A 16480-nucleotide genomic window follows, 5' to 3' on the forward strand; every position below is an offset into this window, starting at 1 on the left:
GGGACCGGATGCAGCTTCTCATGCGCCTGCGGCCCAGCAATCTGATCATCGTCGCGGCGTTGCCGTTCATCGTCTATCTCTTTGCTTCGTCGGTTAACTACCAGCGCTCGCTTCGCGCCATCCTCGGCGTGGAGAATGGCTCGTCAGCCTTCGTGCCGGGCTTCCTGGCGCTTGCCGTCGCGTTTATCGCCGGCCTTGCCGTGGTTGTGTTCTCGCGCGCCTCGTCCAGATCGCCGCGCCTCGCGGTCGTTGCCGCCGGGATCAGCCTTGCCACCGCCATGGTGCTCGCGACAACCGGCCTGGTCCATCCCTTCGCGGCATCGGTCGTGGCGAACGCGGTCGATCCGTTCACCTCCGACCTGGTGGTTCAGGGCGTCACGCCACGGCGATTGACGGATGCCGCCGACCTCATGGTGCGCGGTCAGGCCGCTATGCTGTTGCGCGCCTATCTAGGCGTGACGATCGTGGCGCTCGGTATGTTCTTCATCGGCGCCGGTCGTGAGACCGGCAACCCGATGCAGCGTTTTGCGCGCTTGGCGCTTGCGGCGGTGAACGGCGTGGGCTTGGTCTTTATCCTGCTTTTCGCGCATATCGCATTCGCCGCGGGTGTCGCCACGACGATCCGCGCCGCTATCGCGGCCTACATACTGGCGGCAATGATGGGGCTGCTCTGGGTCGGGCTCCTCAAGCTCAAATACAGCTGGCGGGCCGACCTGACCTGCATCGCGGCAACCATCCTCATGGTTTGCGCCGCAACGTGGTTCCTGCTTCAGCCGCGCGACAGCTACGTGCTCGTCGGCTCTCTCGCCGGGAAGGTCGCGGTCACGTCCGGCACGCCGTCCGGCATACTCGGTGCGGTCCGCTATGGGCAATTTCCGGGCGGCCCCGACAACAACGAGGTGCCGCTGCGCACCTTTCGGGGCGCGCGGGAGGCGATCGACGCGATCGGCAAGATCCCTGATGTCAGTGCTGCGCTCGTTCCAGCCGCGATGGCGCCGGACGGACTGCAGGTGCTGTGGCGAACGGAGGCGTTGAACGACCGCGACAAGGCGTTCGGCATCACGATCGCGGTGCTGGCGATCGTGCTCGGCCTGCTGACTTTCGGCGGCCATATCCACCGCAGGCACCCGCTGTCCATCGGGTCGGAATTCATCGTCGACACGATCCGCGGCATCCCGATGCTGGTCATCGTGCTCTATGTCGGCTTGCCGCTCGCCGGAGCGCTCAAGGACGCGACGCAGGGCGTGGTCGATCCGCCGAACCTGGTGCGGGGCATCGCCGCCATGGCGCTCGCCTATTCCGCCTATCTCGCCGAGATCTTCCGCTCCGGCATCAATGCAATCCCGGCGGGCCAGATCGAGGCAGCGCACAGTCTCGGCCTCAACGGCTGGCGTACCGCCCGGCTGGTCGTGCTGCCGCAGGCCTTCCGCATCATCATCCCGCCGCTAGGCAACGAGCTGATCGCCATCCTCAAGGACACGTCGCTCTTGTCGATCCTGTCGATCCGCGACATCACGCAGCGCATGCGGGAATTCCAATCGGCAAGTTTCCTGCCGTTCGCGCCCTACAACTCAGCCGCCATCTTCTACATTTTCCTGACGCTGGCCGCGGCAAGCCTCGTCAGCACCATCGAGAGAAAATATGACATCAAGCATCGATAACGCTCGCCGAGCCCTCGAAGCCCGCGCCTCCGGGCTGGTCTTTCCCCGGGGCTTCGTGTTCGGCGCCGCGACCGCGGCCTACCAGATCGAGGGCTCGCCTGATGCCGACGGCAAGGGCGAAAGCATCTGGGACCGGTTCTGCCGCATTCCGGGTGCGATCGTGGACGGCTCGAGCGGCGATGTCGCCTGCGACCACTATCATCGCTGGAAGGAGGATATCGCCGTGCTCAAGGCGCTCGGCCTTGGCGCCTACCGCTTTTCCTTCGCATGGACGCGGCTTCTTCCCGAAGGTCGTGGCGAGGTCAACGCCAAGGGCATCGCCTTCTATGACCGGCTGATCGATGATCTGCTCGAAGCCGGTATCGAGCCCTATGCAACGCTCTACCATTGGGACCTGCCGCAGGCGCTGCAGGATCGTGGCGGCTGGTACAACCGGGAAACAGCCGCCGCCTTCGCCGATTATGCCGGGCTTGCCGCCCGCAGCTTCGGCGACCGTGTCAGGAAATGGACGACGCTCAACGAACCGTGGACGTTCTGCTGGTCGGGACACGCGACCGGCGAGGACGCGCCAGGATTCCGGGACGGAGTGAAGGGCGGCGTGGCTGCCAGTCATCATGCCTTACTGGCGCATGGCCTGGCCGTTCCGGTCATCCGGGCCGAGGTGGCGGATGCTCAGGTCGGCATCGTCTTCGATCTCAACGTCGCGGAGGCCGCCAGCGACGAGCCGCGCGATGTCGCCGCGACACGGCGCTTCGACGGCGCCCAGAACCGCTGGTTTCTCGACGCCGTCTTCAAGGGTGCGTATCCGGAGGACATGCTGGCGCTTTACGGCGATCTGTTGCCGCCGATCCACGCACAAGACAACGAGATCATCGCCGCGCCACTCGACTATCTCGGCATCAATATCTATCGCCGCTCGGTGATCGCGGCGGGTGACGAACTGGCGCCGCTGAGCTACCGGCGGGTACAGCCGGAAGGCATTTATTCGGCGGTCGACTACGAGATCTGGCCGCGCTGCATGTACGACATCCTGCGCTACGTGAACGACCGCTATGCGCCGCCGGCGATCTACATTTCCGAGAATGGCGTCGCCACGACGCCGGAAACCGTCGGCAAGGACGGGCATGTCTGGGATGATCTGCGCGCCACCTATTATGTCGACCATCTCGAGCAGGTGGCCAAGGCGGCGGCCGAGGGCGTGCCGGTGCGCGGCTATTTCGCCTGGACGCTGACCGACAATTTCGAATGGGCCTATGGCTATACGACGCCCTTCGGCATCACCCATGTCGATTTCGCGACGCAGCAGCGCCACATCAAGTATTCCGGCGACGTCTACGCAATGATCGCCCGGCAGGAGACCGCGCCCGTCGCGAAGAGCGCCTGACTTGGCTAGAGAAGGGCAAGGCGACCGGACCGTGCTGATAACCGGCGCTGCGCGCGGGCTCGGCCGCGAACTCGCGCGGCAATACGCCCAACAAGGCTGGCAGGTGATCGCTTGCGGGCGCGCACATCCGGCCCAAGCTTTCGAGGGTCGCATCGAGTTCCACCCCCTCGACGTCGCCGATCCGGCTTCAATTCTGGATCTTGCCACGCGTCTTGGTGGCAGGCCGCTGGACGTGCTTGTCAACAACGCCGCCATCCGCAGCGGAAACCCTGGCCTGTACAGATTCGCCCCGGACGAATTCCTGAAGGTCATGCGGACCAACACGCTCGGTCCGCTGCTGCTGGCGAGGGCGCTGCGCCCGAACCTGGCCGCGGGGCGCATGGGGGTCATCGCCAATATCGGCAGCCGTGCCGGGTCGATGGCCGAGGGACTGATTGATGATTACGATGACGACTATGCCTACCGTTGCTCGAAGGCAGCGCTCAACATGGCAAGCGCTCAACTGGCGCAGGATTTACGCGTCGACGGGATAACGGTGTTGTCACTGCATCCGGGCTGGGTGAAGACTGACATGGGGGGCGATCAGGCGGTCTTGGCTGTCGAGGACAGCGCGCGGGGCCTGCGCATGGTGATCGACAGCGCCACGATTGAGAATAGCGGCTCCTTCCAGACCCTCGATGGCACGCATATCGGGTGGTAGCCAGATGGTGCTGCCTGTCTACGCCCGATGCCCTCGATATCTCAGTGGGACGTCGTCCGTTCGAGACCCGTCGCCGGCAGGGCTTTGCCCGTCGAGGGGTCGAACAAGCGAAGCGCGGCCTCGTCGAAGGTGAGGCTGCGCTTTTCGCCCTTGGCGACCTGGGCTCGCGGCGGGAGGCAAGCGGTCAGCCGCTGCGTGCCGATCCTGGCCGTCGTGACCAGTTCGGGGCCGGTCAGTTCGACGACCTCGATCTCCACCGGCAATGACAGGTCGGTGGCGGCTCCGGTCGCCACACGAAGCGCTTCCGGCCTGATGCCGACGACCATTTGTGCGCCTTCACGAGCCGCGTTCGCATAGCGTGCCGGCAAGGAGATCCGTACATCGGATTCGGCAATGGCCAGCTTGCCGCCGGTGACGGTGGCCTGCAGCATATTCATCGACGGCGCGCCGACGAAGCCGGCGACATAGAGTGTTGCCGGCTCGTTGTAGATCTCTTCCGGCGTGCCGAGCTGCTCGATCCTGCCGTCACGCATGACGGCGATGCGGCTGGCCAGCGTCATCGCCTCGATCTGGTCGTGGGTAACGTAGACGACGGTCGTCTGCAGCATCTGGTGCAGACGCTTCAATTCGGTGCGCATCTCCAGGCGCAGCTTGGCATCGAGATTGGACAACGGCTCGTCGAAGAGGAAGACCTGCGGCTTGCGCACCAGCGCCCGGCCGATGGCGACGCGCTGGCGCTGACCACCGGAAAGCTGGCTCGGCTTGCGGTCGAGCAACGCCTCGATCTGCAGCAGTCTCGCCGCTTCGTTCACGGCCCTGTCGCGCTCGTCAGCGGCGACGCCGCGCATCTCCAGCCCGAAGCCGATGTTGCGGCGCACGGTCAGGTTCGGATAGAGCGCGTAGGACTGGAAGACCATGGCGATATCGCGGTTCTTGGGGTGGACGCCGAGGATCGAGCGGCCGCCGATCAGCACATCGCCGCTGGTCGCTTCGGCAAGGCCGGCGATGATGTTGAGAAGCGTCGACTTTCCACAGCCGGACGATCCGAGCAGCACCAGGAATTCACCGCTCTGCAGCGCGATGTCGATGCCTTTCAGCGTTTCGACACTGCCGTAGCTTTTGCGGATGCCGCGGATTTCAAGCGCGCTCATGCATGGATTCCCTAGACTGCATCGGCCCGCCATAGTTGCGGGGCAAGGTGGAAATGGCGCGCGAGGCGACATAGGTCGCGGCGCGGAGGCACGCGGACAGCGGCTGTTCCTGCGCCAAAGCGGCCAGGAAGGCGGCATTGAAGACGTCGCCGGCGCCGATCGTGTCGACGACACGGACATCGGGCGCGGCGGCTTCGACAAGGGTGTTGTCCGGGCCGATTGCGATGGCGCCCCGCGGCCCACGCTTGACGACGAAGGTCGCGCCTTGCCTCATGCTGGATCGGATTTCCCGCGCCGCGTCCTCAGGACTCGGCAATCCCGCCAGGGTCACCGTCTCGACTTCGTTGAACAGCGCCAGCGCGCAGCGCGACAACCACGCCCTTGTCGCGGCGCAATTGACCTCGGTCCAGCCATCGATCGGCCAGCCTGTGTCGAGCGCCACGGATATGCCGTGGCTGTCGGCCCAGTCGAAAAATGCGTTGTAGTCGCGCGTGAGGTCCTCGGTCAGGAAGGAGCCGGAGAGCAGTGCGTAGCCGCCGGAGAGCGCGCTGCCGTCGAGAACGGACAAGACATCCCCGAGGCTGAAGCGGGGCAGGTGGCCGCGCGTGGTCAAGAAAGTCCGTTCGCCATCGGGATGGGTCATGCCGACCGACAAGGTCGTGCCTTCGGGACGGACCGGCCATTTCTCGGCACGGGCGCCGAACGCCTCGCGAAGCCAATGGCCGAACTGGTCGTCACCGACATTGGCGGCAATGGCGAAATCGACGCCCAGCGCTTGCCAGGCGAGCCCGGTGTTGCCGGCCTGGCCGCCGACGCGCAATTCGTCATGATCGACGACGGTCTCGGTTCCCGCCTTCGGCCATGGCGCGACCGGGCCGACAATCAGGTCGACATTGACGTTGCCGATCACCGCAAGCGGACGCATCACTCGCTCCTGGTGATCTTGGTGGTGCGCACGGGCGTGCCGGCATTGTCGACGCGGCTGTCGGCGAAGGCGATCATGAGGCGCTGCGCCACCGGCAGCATGGTGAAGACAGCGGCCATCCCTGAAGCGGGTCTGAACGAGAGCGTGACGGCACCGGCGACAGGCGCTTGCCCGGACGCGTCGAAAATGACCAGCGGCGCGCCGGCCTCGATCACTGAAAGGGCCATGGCGGTCACCAGCTCCGACGTGGGGTCGTTGCCGCGAAACAGTATGACGCCGATTTTGGGGCCGAGCATCTCCATCGGCCCGTGCCGCAACTGGCCGCCTTCGAGCGAAAAGCAGGGCAGCCGCGACAGTTCGGTCAGGCCAAGCGCCAGGGCTTCGGCCACGCCTTGCAGGCGGCGGCCGGAGGTGACGATCGTATCCACCTTGCCAAGTGCTGCGAGCGCGGGGGCGACGTCGCAATCCTGCGGAGCCTCGAGCATGGCAAGGGCAGGGGCCGGATCCTCACCCAGAGCAGCCAGGATGGCCAGATGCAGGGCCAGGGTCACGGTCAGGCTGCGTGTGGCGGCGAAAGCCAGCTCGGTGCCGCCGTCGCCGACCAGGCAAGGCGCGGTGCGGGCGAGAAATGAACCGCCTTCGAGCGTCAGGCCGAAAATGTCCGAGCTGCCGCCGGCCCGCGAAAACCATCTGACGACCTCGGCGCTTTCGCCGGATTGCGAGGTCACGATTACGGTGCGGCCCGTGAGCGGCAGTGGCTGGCCAAGCTGTTCGGACAGCGGCAGCGCCAGCGCATCGATGCCGAGCCCGCGATAGAGCGGCTCGACGGCACGCCCCACCGCATGCGAGCCGCCCATGCCAAGCAGGAGCAGACGACCGGTGCGCTTGATGGAAGCTGCGGCCTTCTTCGCCTCGGCCGTGTTCTGCCGGAACGAAGCGATCGCATCCGCGTGCTGGCGCGTCATTTCGCGGTCGATGGCGACCAATCCGGCCGGCCGTTCCTTATCTGCAGTCATCATCATCATCCTTTCACACCGCCGCTGGTCAGGCCCGAGATCAGCGCCCGCTGCATGACAAGGCCGATCAGCACCGGCGGCAAGGCCGCCAGCACGCCGGCGGTTGCGATCAGGCCGTAGTCGGAAACACGGCCGCCGGCCAAATCGGCGATGGCGACGGTCAAGGTCTTGGCGCGCTGGTCGGAGGTGAACAGCAGCGCGTAGAAGAATTCGTCCCACGCCAGCAGCACGGCGAACAGCGCCGATGTCGCCATGACCGGCGCCGCCAGCGGCAATGTGATGATGCGCAATGTCTGGAACAGGCCGGCGCCGTCGATCATCGCCGCCGCCTCGATCTCGCGCGGGATGGAATCGAAGCCGGACTTCATCAGCCACGTGGTGAACGGCGCCAATATGGTGAGATAAACCAGCGCCAGGCCGAAGACATTGTTGAGCAGGCCAAGATGCGACAGGCCCATATAGAGCGGCACGGCGAGCGCCACCGGCGGCAGCATGTAGGTGGCGATGACCATCGACAGCGACCAGCCGATCGCGGGCGTTCGCGATACCGCCCAGCCGGCGGGGATGGCTAAGGCGAGTGCCGCCAGCGTCGCCATGCCTGATATCTCCAGGCTGTTGCGCAGCGATGAGGTGAAGGCGGCGCCCGCGCTGTTTTCGGCCGTCGACAGCAATTGTCGGTAGCGGGAGAAGTCGGCTGCCTGCGGCCACCAGCGCAGCGGCTTGGCGGCAAGATCGGCGGCCGGCGAGATGCTCATGATGAACAGCCAGGCGATGGGCGCCAGGATGATCGCGGCGAGCAGCAGCGCGCAGGCATAAATGAAGACGGTGAAGGCGGGGCTCCTGCGTTCCATCAGGCGGCGCTCCCGGCGGTCTTTCGCACCAGTGCCGCATAGGCGACGGCGAGCAGCGTGACGAGCAAGGTGACGATCAGCGCCAGCGACGCGCCCGAGCCGGCGCGCTGGAAGGAGAAGGCTTCCTGGTAGACGAGGATCGAGAGCGTTCGCGTGGTGTTTGCAGGCCCGCCGCGGGTCATCACCCAGATGATGTCGAAAACCTTGAAGGCCTCGATGGTGCGCAGCACCAGCGCCACCATCAGCGGCCCGGCGAGATAGGGCAGGATGACGAAGCGAAAGCGGTTGAAAGGTCCCGCGCCATCGACGAGCGAGGCGGCGGTGATGTCGCGCGGCACGGCTTGGAGAGCGGCGAGCGCGATCAGCGCCACCAGCGGAAAATTCTTCCAGCAATCGGCGACGATCAGGGCCGCCAGCGCCGTTCCCGGCTCGCCGAGCCAGGAGCGGTAGGCGTCGATGAGATGCAGTTGCGTCAGCGCGGCATTGAGCGCGCCATATTCGGGATTGTAGATCAGCCGCCACAGCGTGGCGTTGACCACGGTCGGCAATGCCCAGGGCAGGATCATCAGGGCGCGCAGGATGGCCCGGCCGCGAAATTCCTGATTGAGCAGAAGGGCGGCGAGGACGCCGATCACCATTTCGGCGGCAACAGAGATGACCGCGAACAATGTCGTGGTCACCAGCGTACGCGAGAAATTCGAGCTCGACAGCATGTTGGAGTAATTGTCTAAGCCGACGAAATCGCCGCCCGTGCCGACCAGCTTGGCGTCGGTGAAGGAAAGGCCGACCGTGTCGACCAGCGGCCAGCCGATGACGGCGACCATGACCACGAGCAAAGGCAGCATCAAGAGCCATGCGCGGGTCGTCATCCAGGTGCTCGACATCGGAGCAGCCTCTCTTCTTTCATCTGTGATCCGGACATAGCACGGGCGGCACTCGCGCATGACCCCGGAAATCGGAGGCCGATTTCCGGAAAGGATCATGCGCAAGATAGAAAGTGCTACAGCGTCTTTTGCGCGTCATAAGGGACGCGACGCTGTAGTGTCGCCCGTATTGAACGACTAGCTTGTCTCAAAGGCCGCTGTTCTGCGCGGCGGTCTTCAGGGCATCTTCCGGCGAAGATGTGCCGAGCAGCGATTCCTGGATGGCCTGCTGCAGCGCGGTCGACAGCTCCTGGTATTTCGGCGTGGTCGGACGCGGATACATGGCTGCCAGACCGAGCTTGGCGGCGGCGATCAGCTCCTCCTGGCCCTTGGTGACGGCCGGGTCGTCATAGGACGAGGCCCAGATCGGCAAAGAGAGCTTGGCGTATTGGTTCTGCGTGGCTTGCGAGGTCATGAAGGTGATGTACTTCCAGGCCTCGTCCGGGTGCTTGGAGACCGCGGTGACGCCAAGGCCCATCGAGCCGTTGACGGCCGACACTTCGCTTGTGCCGGCAACGCCCGGCGCCGGCACGACGCCGACCTTGCCGGCCACCTTCGAGTCCTTCGGGTCGTTGGCCATGTTGTACATGTAGGTCCAGTTCAGCGCGAAGGCGGCGTCGCCGTTTTCGAAGACCTTGCGAACGTCCTCTTCCAGGAATTCCTTGGAATTGGGATTGGTGAGACCCGACTTGTAGCTGTCGACCATGTATTTCAGCGCCAGCAGGCCGCCGCCATTCTGGAAGTCAGGCTTGCCGTCCTTGAGGAAGTCGCCGCCATAGGCGCTGACCAGCGTGGTGTAGTCGCAGATCGCGGCCTCGGCCTGCGACCAGCTCCACGCGATCGGCGTCTTCAGCAGGCCCTTGTCCTGGATCATCTTGGCCTGTGCGCTGAGTTCTTCCCAGGTCTTCGGCGGGGTCTTGATGCCGGCCTTTTCCAGGATGTCCTTGTTGTAGAACAGGTATTTGGTGTCGAGGATCCAGGGCATGCCATAGAACTTGCCGTCATACTGGACGGTGGTCCAGGCGCCCGGCAGCACGCCCTTCTTCATGTCGTCCGTGATCTTCGAAGACACATCGCCCAGCACCTTGTTGGTGGCGTATTCGGCCGGCCAGATGACGTCGAACAGGACGACGTCATAACCGCCGCCCGACCCTTGAGCGAGCACGGTCTTGTCGTGCAGGCCCTCATAGGGGACGAATTCGAGATTGACCTTGACGTCCGGATTGGCCTTGGTGAAGGCATCCGTCATGGCGCGCACGTCGGCCTCGCTGTAGGCGGCCTGCGCCATGAACAGCGCGTTGAGCGTCGTTTCGGCGAATGCGTGGGGGACGAACAGTCCTCCGGCAAAGACGGCGCCGACCAGTGTCTTGGTGATTGTCTTAAGCATTTTCTTCTCCCATTCCGGCGTTGACGGGTCGGCGGTGCCTGCGTTTGGCATCGTCTTCCCGGATCCATGTCGCGCGACCTGATCATCACCGGCTGCCCGTGGCGACAGGCTGGGAGCCTGACCATCTTGTTTTGCGGCGCCCGGCTTACATTAAGTCAACTCGCTTGACTTAATTAGTCGATCAATATTCTAATGGAGTCAAGAGGGGAAAACGCCGATGGACGACATCAGCCCGATCCGCGCCAAAAGCGGCACCAACCAGGAGGGCACCAGCGCGCATAATCGCCGCGTCATGATCGAGGCGCTGCGTCTCAATGGCGCGCTGTCGCGGGCCGATCTGGCGCGGGCGACGCAGCTCACCAAGCAGGCGGTATCCAACATCGTCGAGGACCTGGAAAGCGATGGACTGGTCGTGGCGCTCGATGCGGTGCGCAAGGGCAGGGGCCAGCCGTCGACCCCCTACAGGCTGGTGCCCGAAGGCGCTTTCGCCATCGGCCTGCAGATCGACCGTCACCTGACGCGGGCGGTCGCGGTCGACCTGATGGGCAGCGTGCTGGCGCGCGCCGAGGCGAACCTGCCTTTCAACGAGCCGTCAAAGGGCGTCGAGGTCATCCTGGCCCTGATCGATGGCGTCCGGCGTGAGCTGGCCGGCATCTCCTCGCAGTCGGAGAAACGCCTGGTCGGTCTCGGCGTCGCCATGCCCGGCCCGTTCGGCCTGAAGAATTCGGATGACAAATGGATGATGCCGGCCTGGCAGAAGTTTCCGCTGCTGGACACGCTGGCCAAGGGCACGGGCCTGAATGTCGGCCTGCAGAACGACGCCGCGGCCTGCGCGACGGCGGAGCGCATCGTGGGTGCCGCGCATGGCGTCGACCACGCGGTGTGCCTCTATGTCGGCTATGGCATTGGCGCCGGACTGATCCTCAACGGCGAGCTGTACAGCGGCGGCCATGGCAATGCCGGCGAAATCGGCATGGCGTTGCTGTCGCCGGCCGGTCCGGGCTCGACACCGCTCGAACATCGCGCGTCGCTGGCCTCGCTTTACCAGCATCTCGGTCTCGATCCCGCCGACGAGGACCTCTACGGAAAGATCGGCGCGCTGGCCGCGTCGGGTGACGTGAAGATCATGCGCTGGATCGACGGGGCGGCGCACGACCTGCGCTGGAGCGTGCATCTGATCGAAACCATCTTCGACCCACAGACAGTGATCCTGACCAGCGGCGCGCCGGAAGCGCTGGCGCGCCGGCTTGTCGAGGCGATGCATCCGCTGCTGCCGTCGATCGCCGACCGGCCAAGCCGGACCTTGCCGCGGCTGCAGCTCGGCACCACCGACCCCTGGTCGATCGCGCTGGGCGCGGCGGCGGCGCCGATCAGCCGTGCCTTCGATCCGCTGTTCTCGGCGATCCTGAAGACACGCTCCGGGCCCGCTTGAAAGGGACCGTGCGTCGAAGGCAGAGCCTCGCCCCACGTCACACAGGGTTCATCGTCCGGACATAGCGTCTTTTCCAGTTCTTTGCTGCAATGCAATAGGAGTGGGACATGGTGGACATAGTTTCTAGTGAGGCGGGCATTCCGAGACCAGATCATCCGCTGGATAGTTCTGGCGGCGCGAAGTGGTTCCTGCCGGCCTTCGGGGTGCTGGTGCTGGTCGGCGTGGTCTATGTTGGCTACGCGCTGAGCCAGGACCTGGCGGTGGCCAAGACGGTGCCGTGGATCCTGCTCGGCATCGCCTTGCTGATCGCGCTCGGCTTCGAATTCGTCAACGGTTTCCATGACACCGCCAATGCGGTTGCGACCGTCATCTACACGCGCTCGCTGCCGGCGGAATTCGCCGTCATCTGGTCCGGCGCCTTCAATTTTCTCGGCGTTCTCACCTCCAGCGGCGCGGTTGCCTTCGGCATCCTGTCGCTGCTGCCGGTCGAGCTGATCCTGCAGGTCGGCTCCTCCTCCGGCTTCGCCATGGTGTTCGCATTGCTGGTGGCCGCGATCCTGTGGAACCTCGGCACCTGGTTCCTCGGCCTGCCGGCGTCCAGCTCGCACACGATGGTCGGCTCGATCATCGGCGTCGGCCTCGCCAACCAGTTCATGGCACCCGCCGGCAGCGCCACCAGCGGCGTCGACTGGTCGCAGGCGACCAATGTTGGCGTGACCTTGCTGGTGTCGCCGATCATCGGCTTCTTCGCCGCCGCCATCCTGCTCTATGCGATGAAGCTTCTCGTCCGCAATCCGGCGCTCTACGAGGCGCCGAAGGGCAATGCCCCGCCGCCCTGGTGGATCCGGGCGCTGCTGATCTTCACCTGCACCGGCGTCAGCTTCGCGCATGGCTCCAATGACGGCCAGAAGGGCATGGGCCTGATCATGCTGATCCTGATCGGCGTCGTGCCGACGGCCTATGCGCTGAACCGTACGCCCGACATCAATTATCTCGAAGCCTACAAGTCGGCTTCGGCTAGCGTGGAGACCGCGCTGGGCAAATATGTGAAGCCTGGTGTCACCGTCGCCGATGCGAAGGATGCCAAGGCAGCGGTGCAGGATGCCGTGCGCACCCGGACCTGGAGCGACAAGACGACGGTTGCGTTGCAGACCTACATCCACAGCACAACGGCCGAGCTGCAGCCTTACGCTTCGGTCGATAATGTGCCGACCGATCTGGTCAGCAACGCCCGCAACGACATCTATCTGATCGGCGAGGCGCTGAAATTGATCGACAAGAAGCAGTTGCTGCCGATGGAGGCCGCCGATCTCAAGGCGGTCACCGACTATCACAAGGCCGTCGACAACGCGACGAAGTTCATCCCGATCTGGGTGAAGGTCGCGGTCGCCTTGGCGCTCGGCCTGGGCACGATGGTCGGCTGGAAACGCATCGTCGTCACGGTCGGCGAGAAGATCGGCAAGAGCCACCTGACCTACGGCCAGGGCGCTGCCGCGGAACTCGTCGCCATGGTCACCATCGGCATGGCCGACCGTCTGGGTCTGCCGGTGTCGACGACCCATGTTCTGTCATCCGGCGTCGCCGGCACGATGGCGGCGAACGGCTCGGGCCTGCAGTGGTCGACGGTGCGCAATCTGCTGCTCGCCTGGGTGCTGACCCTGCCGTGCTCGATCGCGCTCGCCTTCGCGCTGTTCATCGTCTTCCGTCAGGTGTTCTGAGCGCCAGACCCTCAAAAGAACGGCGCCACCTGCGGCGCCGTTTCTCTTTGTCGGCCCATCCTGCGAAGACCACTGAGGAGTCAGAGCGTGCGCCTTCCCAAGCGAACGCGCCGCTTCGAACGGTTCAGCTTTCGATGGAATCGTTGGCCGGCTCCAGCCTCACTCCTGCCGCCGCGCAACTTCCGCCCGGCTACGGCGGCGCAGCTGGCGCAGCGACAACACATGCAGCAGGATTGAACTCGGCACCACGAAAGCAGGGGTTAGCACACCCGGATAATCGCCAGCGCCGATGCTCAGCACATCCGGAACGTCAACTGCCACGGGCCGGGCGAGGTGATTATGCCCATGGTGATCGCGACAGCGAAATCGGCAAGGCCAAGGACGTTCCAGAGAGTTGCCACCCTCCCGCCTCCGGCTGTGCCGTTCGCCACCGCGATCGCCGCCGGCAACGCGAGCAGTCCTGTCAGCATGTCTCCGATGCCTGCTGGCACTGCGAACACGCCGGGCAGCGCACCATGCAGCCACGCCGCGAGAGCCCAACTGCCGAATACGCGGTAGAGCTGAACCGCGACGAGCCAGCTCGCTGGCATCGCATCGAGCACCTGCCCGATCCGCCCAGAGAACAGCAACAGCGGCGCGCCGATGACCACCGGCAGGAAGATGGCCGATGGCAACGCCGGCAAAGCCGTGGCGTCCTGGTGGAAGACGCCATTGATCGCGGCGCTCCAAGCGACGGCGAACCACAGCGTGTCCGCGATCATGATCGCCAACCAGGTCGCGCGACGTTGACCGGGCGTCAGGCTCGTATGTTCGAGGCCGAGCCACAATCCCAGAGCGACGAGCCCGTGAGCCGCGAGCTGGTGGAACGTGGTCGGAACGCCGCTGTCCGGGATCGCCGGCCAACGATAGATCAAGAGTAGCCACAGCGCCGTGAGCGGCACAAACCACAGCAGGCCGCGCCAGGCGTCACGCGATGGAACGACAGCAGGGGAAACGGCTTCGGCGGTCATCGGCGGTACTCCATTGAGCCCAGCGCATTCTGCTGGCGCCCAGATGTAAGCCCGCTCTCCGCGAGCGGCTATCCGCGATAATGTTGATGGCCTATGAAGCAGAGCTTCACAGTTTACGGGCTTCCAGCCGAGCGACCGCTATGCATTTTCCCGAGATTGCTCAGCTTGTGGCGGGTGCAAGTATCAAGTCGGATCTTCGCGATGCAGGTCGTGGATGGTGACGCCATCGGCATTGGTCGGCAGCATCAGCCATTTCTTGTGACGCAGCGTGCGCTCGGTGTCCTCGAGGCCCATCTCCCAATGCTCGCGCATCGAGGTGCCTGAAAACTCGTAGTCCTTGGCGTGACCCTCGTAGCCCTTGTGCTGGTAGATCAGGTGGACGATGTTGACGACGCCGGCGTTGGAATAGTCGGCGATCAGCTCCTTCTCGCCTTCCTTGAGCTGCTCCGGCGGCACGCGCTTCAGCGCATCGAGCAGCTTCATCTTCAGCGCATGGATGCGCTCGAAATTGTCGGTGTTCTGCCGCGTGCGGCTCGAATACATGATGTCCTTGTGGCGCGACAGCACGTCGGCCATGCCGCGCGGCAGCACGCCGCGAGCGCTGAACAGATCGACCTGGAACACCAGCGAGGAACGGTCCTCTTCCTGGTCGAGCAGATATTGCAGCGGCGTGTTGGAGACGATGCCGCCATCCCAGTAATATTCGCCCTCGATGCGGATCGAGGGGAAGGCCGGTGGCAGCGCGCCGCTGGCCATGATGTGCTCCGGCGCGATCCGCACCTTCTCGGTGTCGAAATAGACGAAGTTACCGGTCCTGACATTGACCGCGCCGACACTCAGCCGCTTCTTGCCGTCGTTCAGCACATCGAAATCGATCAGGCTCTCCAGCGTGTCCTTCAACTCGGCGGTGTCGTAGAAGCTGGTGGCGCCTTCTGCCCCCGACAGCTGGAACCAGGGATTGGGATTGCGCGGCTTGAAGAAACCGGGCTGGCCCATTGTCATCGTCATCAACGACGAGGTTTGGTTGCGGATGTCGCGGTAGATGTCGCCTTCGGGCGTGTAGGACCAGATCTTGCGGCCAGAAATCGTCTGCCAGAACTGTTCCAGCCGCTGCAACCGGCGGCTCGGTTCATTGCCGGCGATGATCGCGGCGTTGATGGCGCCGATCGAGACGCCGGATAGCCAGCTCGGTTCGCAGCCGGCATCGGCCAGCGCCTGATAGACCCCTGCCTGATAGGCGCCGAGCGCACCGCCGCCTTGGAAGACCAGCGCGATACGGTCATACTGCGCCGTGATTTCCTCGATGGTGGCGGCTGCTGCCTTGTTGCGGGTACGCTCAAGCACTGACTTTCTCCAGCTGGGTTGCGCTGGCAGCGGATCGGCTGTGGTCAGCGAGGTAATCATGTACGACTTCGCCCAGGCCGAGCGTGAGGTCCGCCTTGAAGTGAACCGCCGACACGATGTCGAGCACGGGCAGCTTCGCCACGTCGGCCATGACATGGGGCCGCAGATCGAGCGCGGCCGGCGCGGTCCAGGCTTCCTTCAGCGTGATGTCGGTGAGGTAGTAGCGGACCAGTTCGCAGATGCGCGGCGTGCCGTCGACATGCGGGATGATCTTGATCAGGAAATTGGGGGCGGCGAGCGAAGCGAGCACGGAATCGTGGTCGGCTTCCCGATGCTTGTAGCCCATCGTGCCGGTGGCGCACAGAACGCTGCCATAGTGCAGCGTGCCGACGATCACCTCGCCTTCATGGACGATCTTGGGGTTGGCGAGCTTTTTCGGAAACCCCCACAGCTCACGGCCCCCGGCGATCGGCGCGTCGTCGTCGAGATACATGGAATGGACATAGCCGCCGTGCTGGCCCTTATGGCGTACGGGAATGACCTGACCGGTCTCGGTGTAGTCGCCGAAGCCGGTCGAGTCCGGCATGCGGATGAATTCGTATTTGACCAGCGGCTCATCGATCTCCAATGGCGCCGGCACGACGGCCTCGAGCGCCTCGCGTGTCGTGCGGTAGGTGATGATGATGTATTCGCGGTCGAAGAAACGATAAGGGCCGGGCGGGAAGGAGGGATTGGTGAGCGGCATCGCATAGGCGCGCTTCACGACATCGGCGATTTCCATCCAGGTGCCCCCAACGTTCGAAAATGACCCCGCGCGAATGCGCTGGGAAATATGTTGCATGGCAGCATGACAATGCCGTGTCATCGCCAAGACGCCCTTTCACGAAGCCGGCAAAGGCGGTCGCGGGGCTGTAATCGAGCCGACACATGGCCGTGGCATTGTCTTGTTGCGCCGCACAAACTATCTGCCTCAACACC

General features: G+C 64.5%; 14 protein-coding genes. 5 read left to right on the top strand and 9 right to left on the bottom strand.

Translation table 11 applies throughout. The annotated features are described in order from the left end of the window. Positions 1-8 precede the first annotated feature (8 nt). The 3 genes from EN824_RS28975 to EN824_RS28985 are packed head-to-tail and all read left to right on the top strand — an operon-like array spanning position 9 to position 3745. Positions 9-1661: an amino acid ABC transporter permease gene (locus tag EN824_RS28975; RefSeq protein ID WP_135863044.1), complete on the top strand. Its 1653-nt coding sequence runs from the start codon at positions 9-11 to the stop codon at positions 1659-1661. Next, a complete protein-coding gene (locus EN824_RS28980) occupies positions 1642-3045 on the top strand; it encodes a GH1 family beta-glucosidase (protein ID WP_127280295.1) in 1404 nt (467 codons plus the stop codon). Before EN824_RS28975 ends, EN824_RS28980 begins: the two co-directional genes overlap by 20 nt. 31 nt (positions 3046-3076) lie before the next feature. Next, a complete protein-coding gene (locus tag EN824_RS28985) occupies positions 3077-3745 on the top strand; it encodes an SDR family oxidoreductase (protein ID WP_127872024.1) in 669 nt (222 codons plus the stop codon). Between the two features lie 41 nt (positions 3746-3786). Here EN824_RS28985 and ugpC read toward each other — a convergent pair whose 3' ends face one another. From ugpC to EN824_RS29015, 6 genes are all read right to left on the bottom strand, one after another. Beyond that, positions 3787-4896, bottom strand: coding sequence for a sn-glycerol-3-phosphate ABC transporter ATP-binding protein UgpC (ugpC, locus tag EN824_RS28990; RefSeq protein WP_127278690.1), 1110 nt, complete (start codon positions 4894-4896; stop codon positions 3787-3789). Next, on the bottom strand, positions 4883-5821 hold the full coding sequence (locus EN824_RS28995) for a PfkB family carbohydrate kinase (RefSeq protein ID WP_127278691.1): 939 nt from the start codon (positions 5819-5821) through the stop codon (positions 4883-4885). The genes ugpC and EN824_RS28995 overlap by 14 nt, the downstream gene beginning before the upstream one ends. Beyond that, a complete protein-coding gene (locus tag EN824_RS29000; RefSeq protein ID WP_127278692.1) occupies positions 5821-6843 on the bottom strand; it encodes an SIS domain-containing protein in 1023 nt (340 codons plus the stop codon). Before EN824_RS29000 ends, EN824_RS28995 begins: the two co-directional genes overlap by 1 nt. Further along, entirely contained in the window at positions 6843-7688 is an 846-nt protein-coding gene (locus tag EN824_RS29005; protein ID WP_127278693.1) for a carbohydrate ABC transporter permease, read from the bottom strand. Before EN824_RS29005 ends, EN824_RS29000 begins: the two co-directional genes overlap by 1 nt. Then, positions 7688-8572, bottom strand: coding sequence for a sugar ABC transporter permease (locus EN824_RS29010; protein ID WP_127278694.1), 885 nt, complete (start codon positions 8570-8572; stop codon positions 7688-7690). The genes EN824_RS29005 and EN824_RS29010 overlap by 1 nt, the downstream gene beginning before the upstream one ends. A 187-nt stretch (positions 8573-8759) precedes the next feature. Further along, positions 8760-9998, bottom strand: a complete 1239-nt coding sequence (locus EN824_RS29015; RefSeq protein WP_135932970.1) for an extracellular solute-binding protein — start codon at positions 9996-9998, stop codon at positions 8760-8762. 217 nt (positions 9999-10215) lie between these two features. Between EN824_RS29015 and EN824_RS29020 the strand changes: the two genes are divergently transcribed. Then, positions 10216-11430, top strand: a complete 1215-nt coding sequence (locus EN824_RS29020; protein WP_127278696.1) for an ROK family transcriptional regulator — start codon at positions 10216-10218, stop codon at positions 11428-11430. Between the two features lie 107 nt (positions 11431-11537). Then, on the top strand, positions 11538-13148 hold the full coding sequence (locus EN824_RS29025) for an inorganic phosphate transporter (protein WP_135920117.1): 1611 nt from the start codon (positions 11538-11540) through the stop codon (positions 13146-13148). A gap of 293 nt (positions 13149-13441) precedes the next feature. On the opposite strand, the gene EN824_RS29030 is transcribed toward EN824_RS29025, so the two are convergent. The 3 genes from EN824_RS29030 to EN824_RS29040 form a co-directional block, all read right to left on the bottom strand. Next, the gene (locus tag EN824_RS29030) at positions 13442-14158 is read right to left on the bottom strand and encodes an MFS transporter (protein ID WP_245521038.1); all 717 of its coding nucleotides are present in this window, start codon (positions 14156-14158) and stop codon (positions 13442-13444) included. 183 nt (positions 14159-14341) lie between these two features. Continuing rightward, positions 14342-15502 (bottom strand): patatin-like phospholipase family protein, encoded by a 1161-nt coding sequence (locus tag EN824_RS29035; protein ID WP_127280248.1) that lies wholly within the window; start codon positions 15500-15502, stop codon positions 14342-14344. After that, positions 15495-16283, bottom strand: coding sequence for an acetoacetate decarboxylase (locus tag EN824_RS29040; RefSeq protein WP_127280247.1), 789 nt, complete (start codon positions 16281-16283; stop codon positions 15495-15497). Before EN824_RS29040 ends, EN824_RS29035 begins: the two co-directional genes overlap by 8 nt. Between the last annotated feature and the right edge of the window lie 197 nt (positions 16284-16480).

It is taken from the genome of Mesorhizobium sp. M8A.F.Ca.ET.181.01.1.1, assembly GCF_004792025.1.
GTDB lineage: Bacteria > Pseudomonadota > Alphaproteobacteria > Rhizobiales > Rhizobiaceae > Mesorhizobium.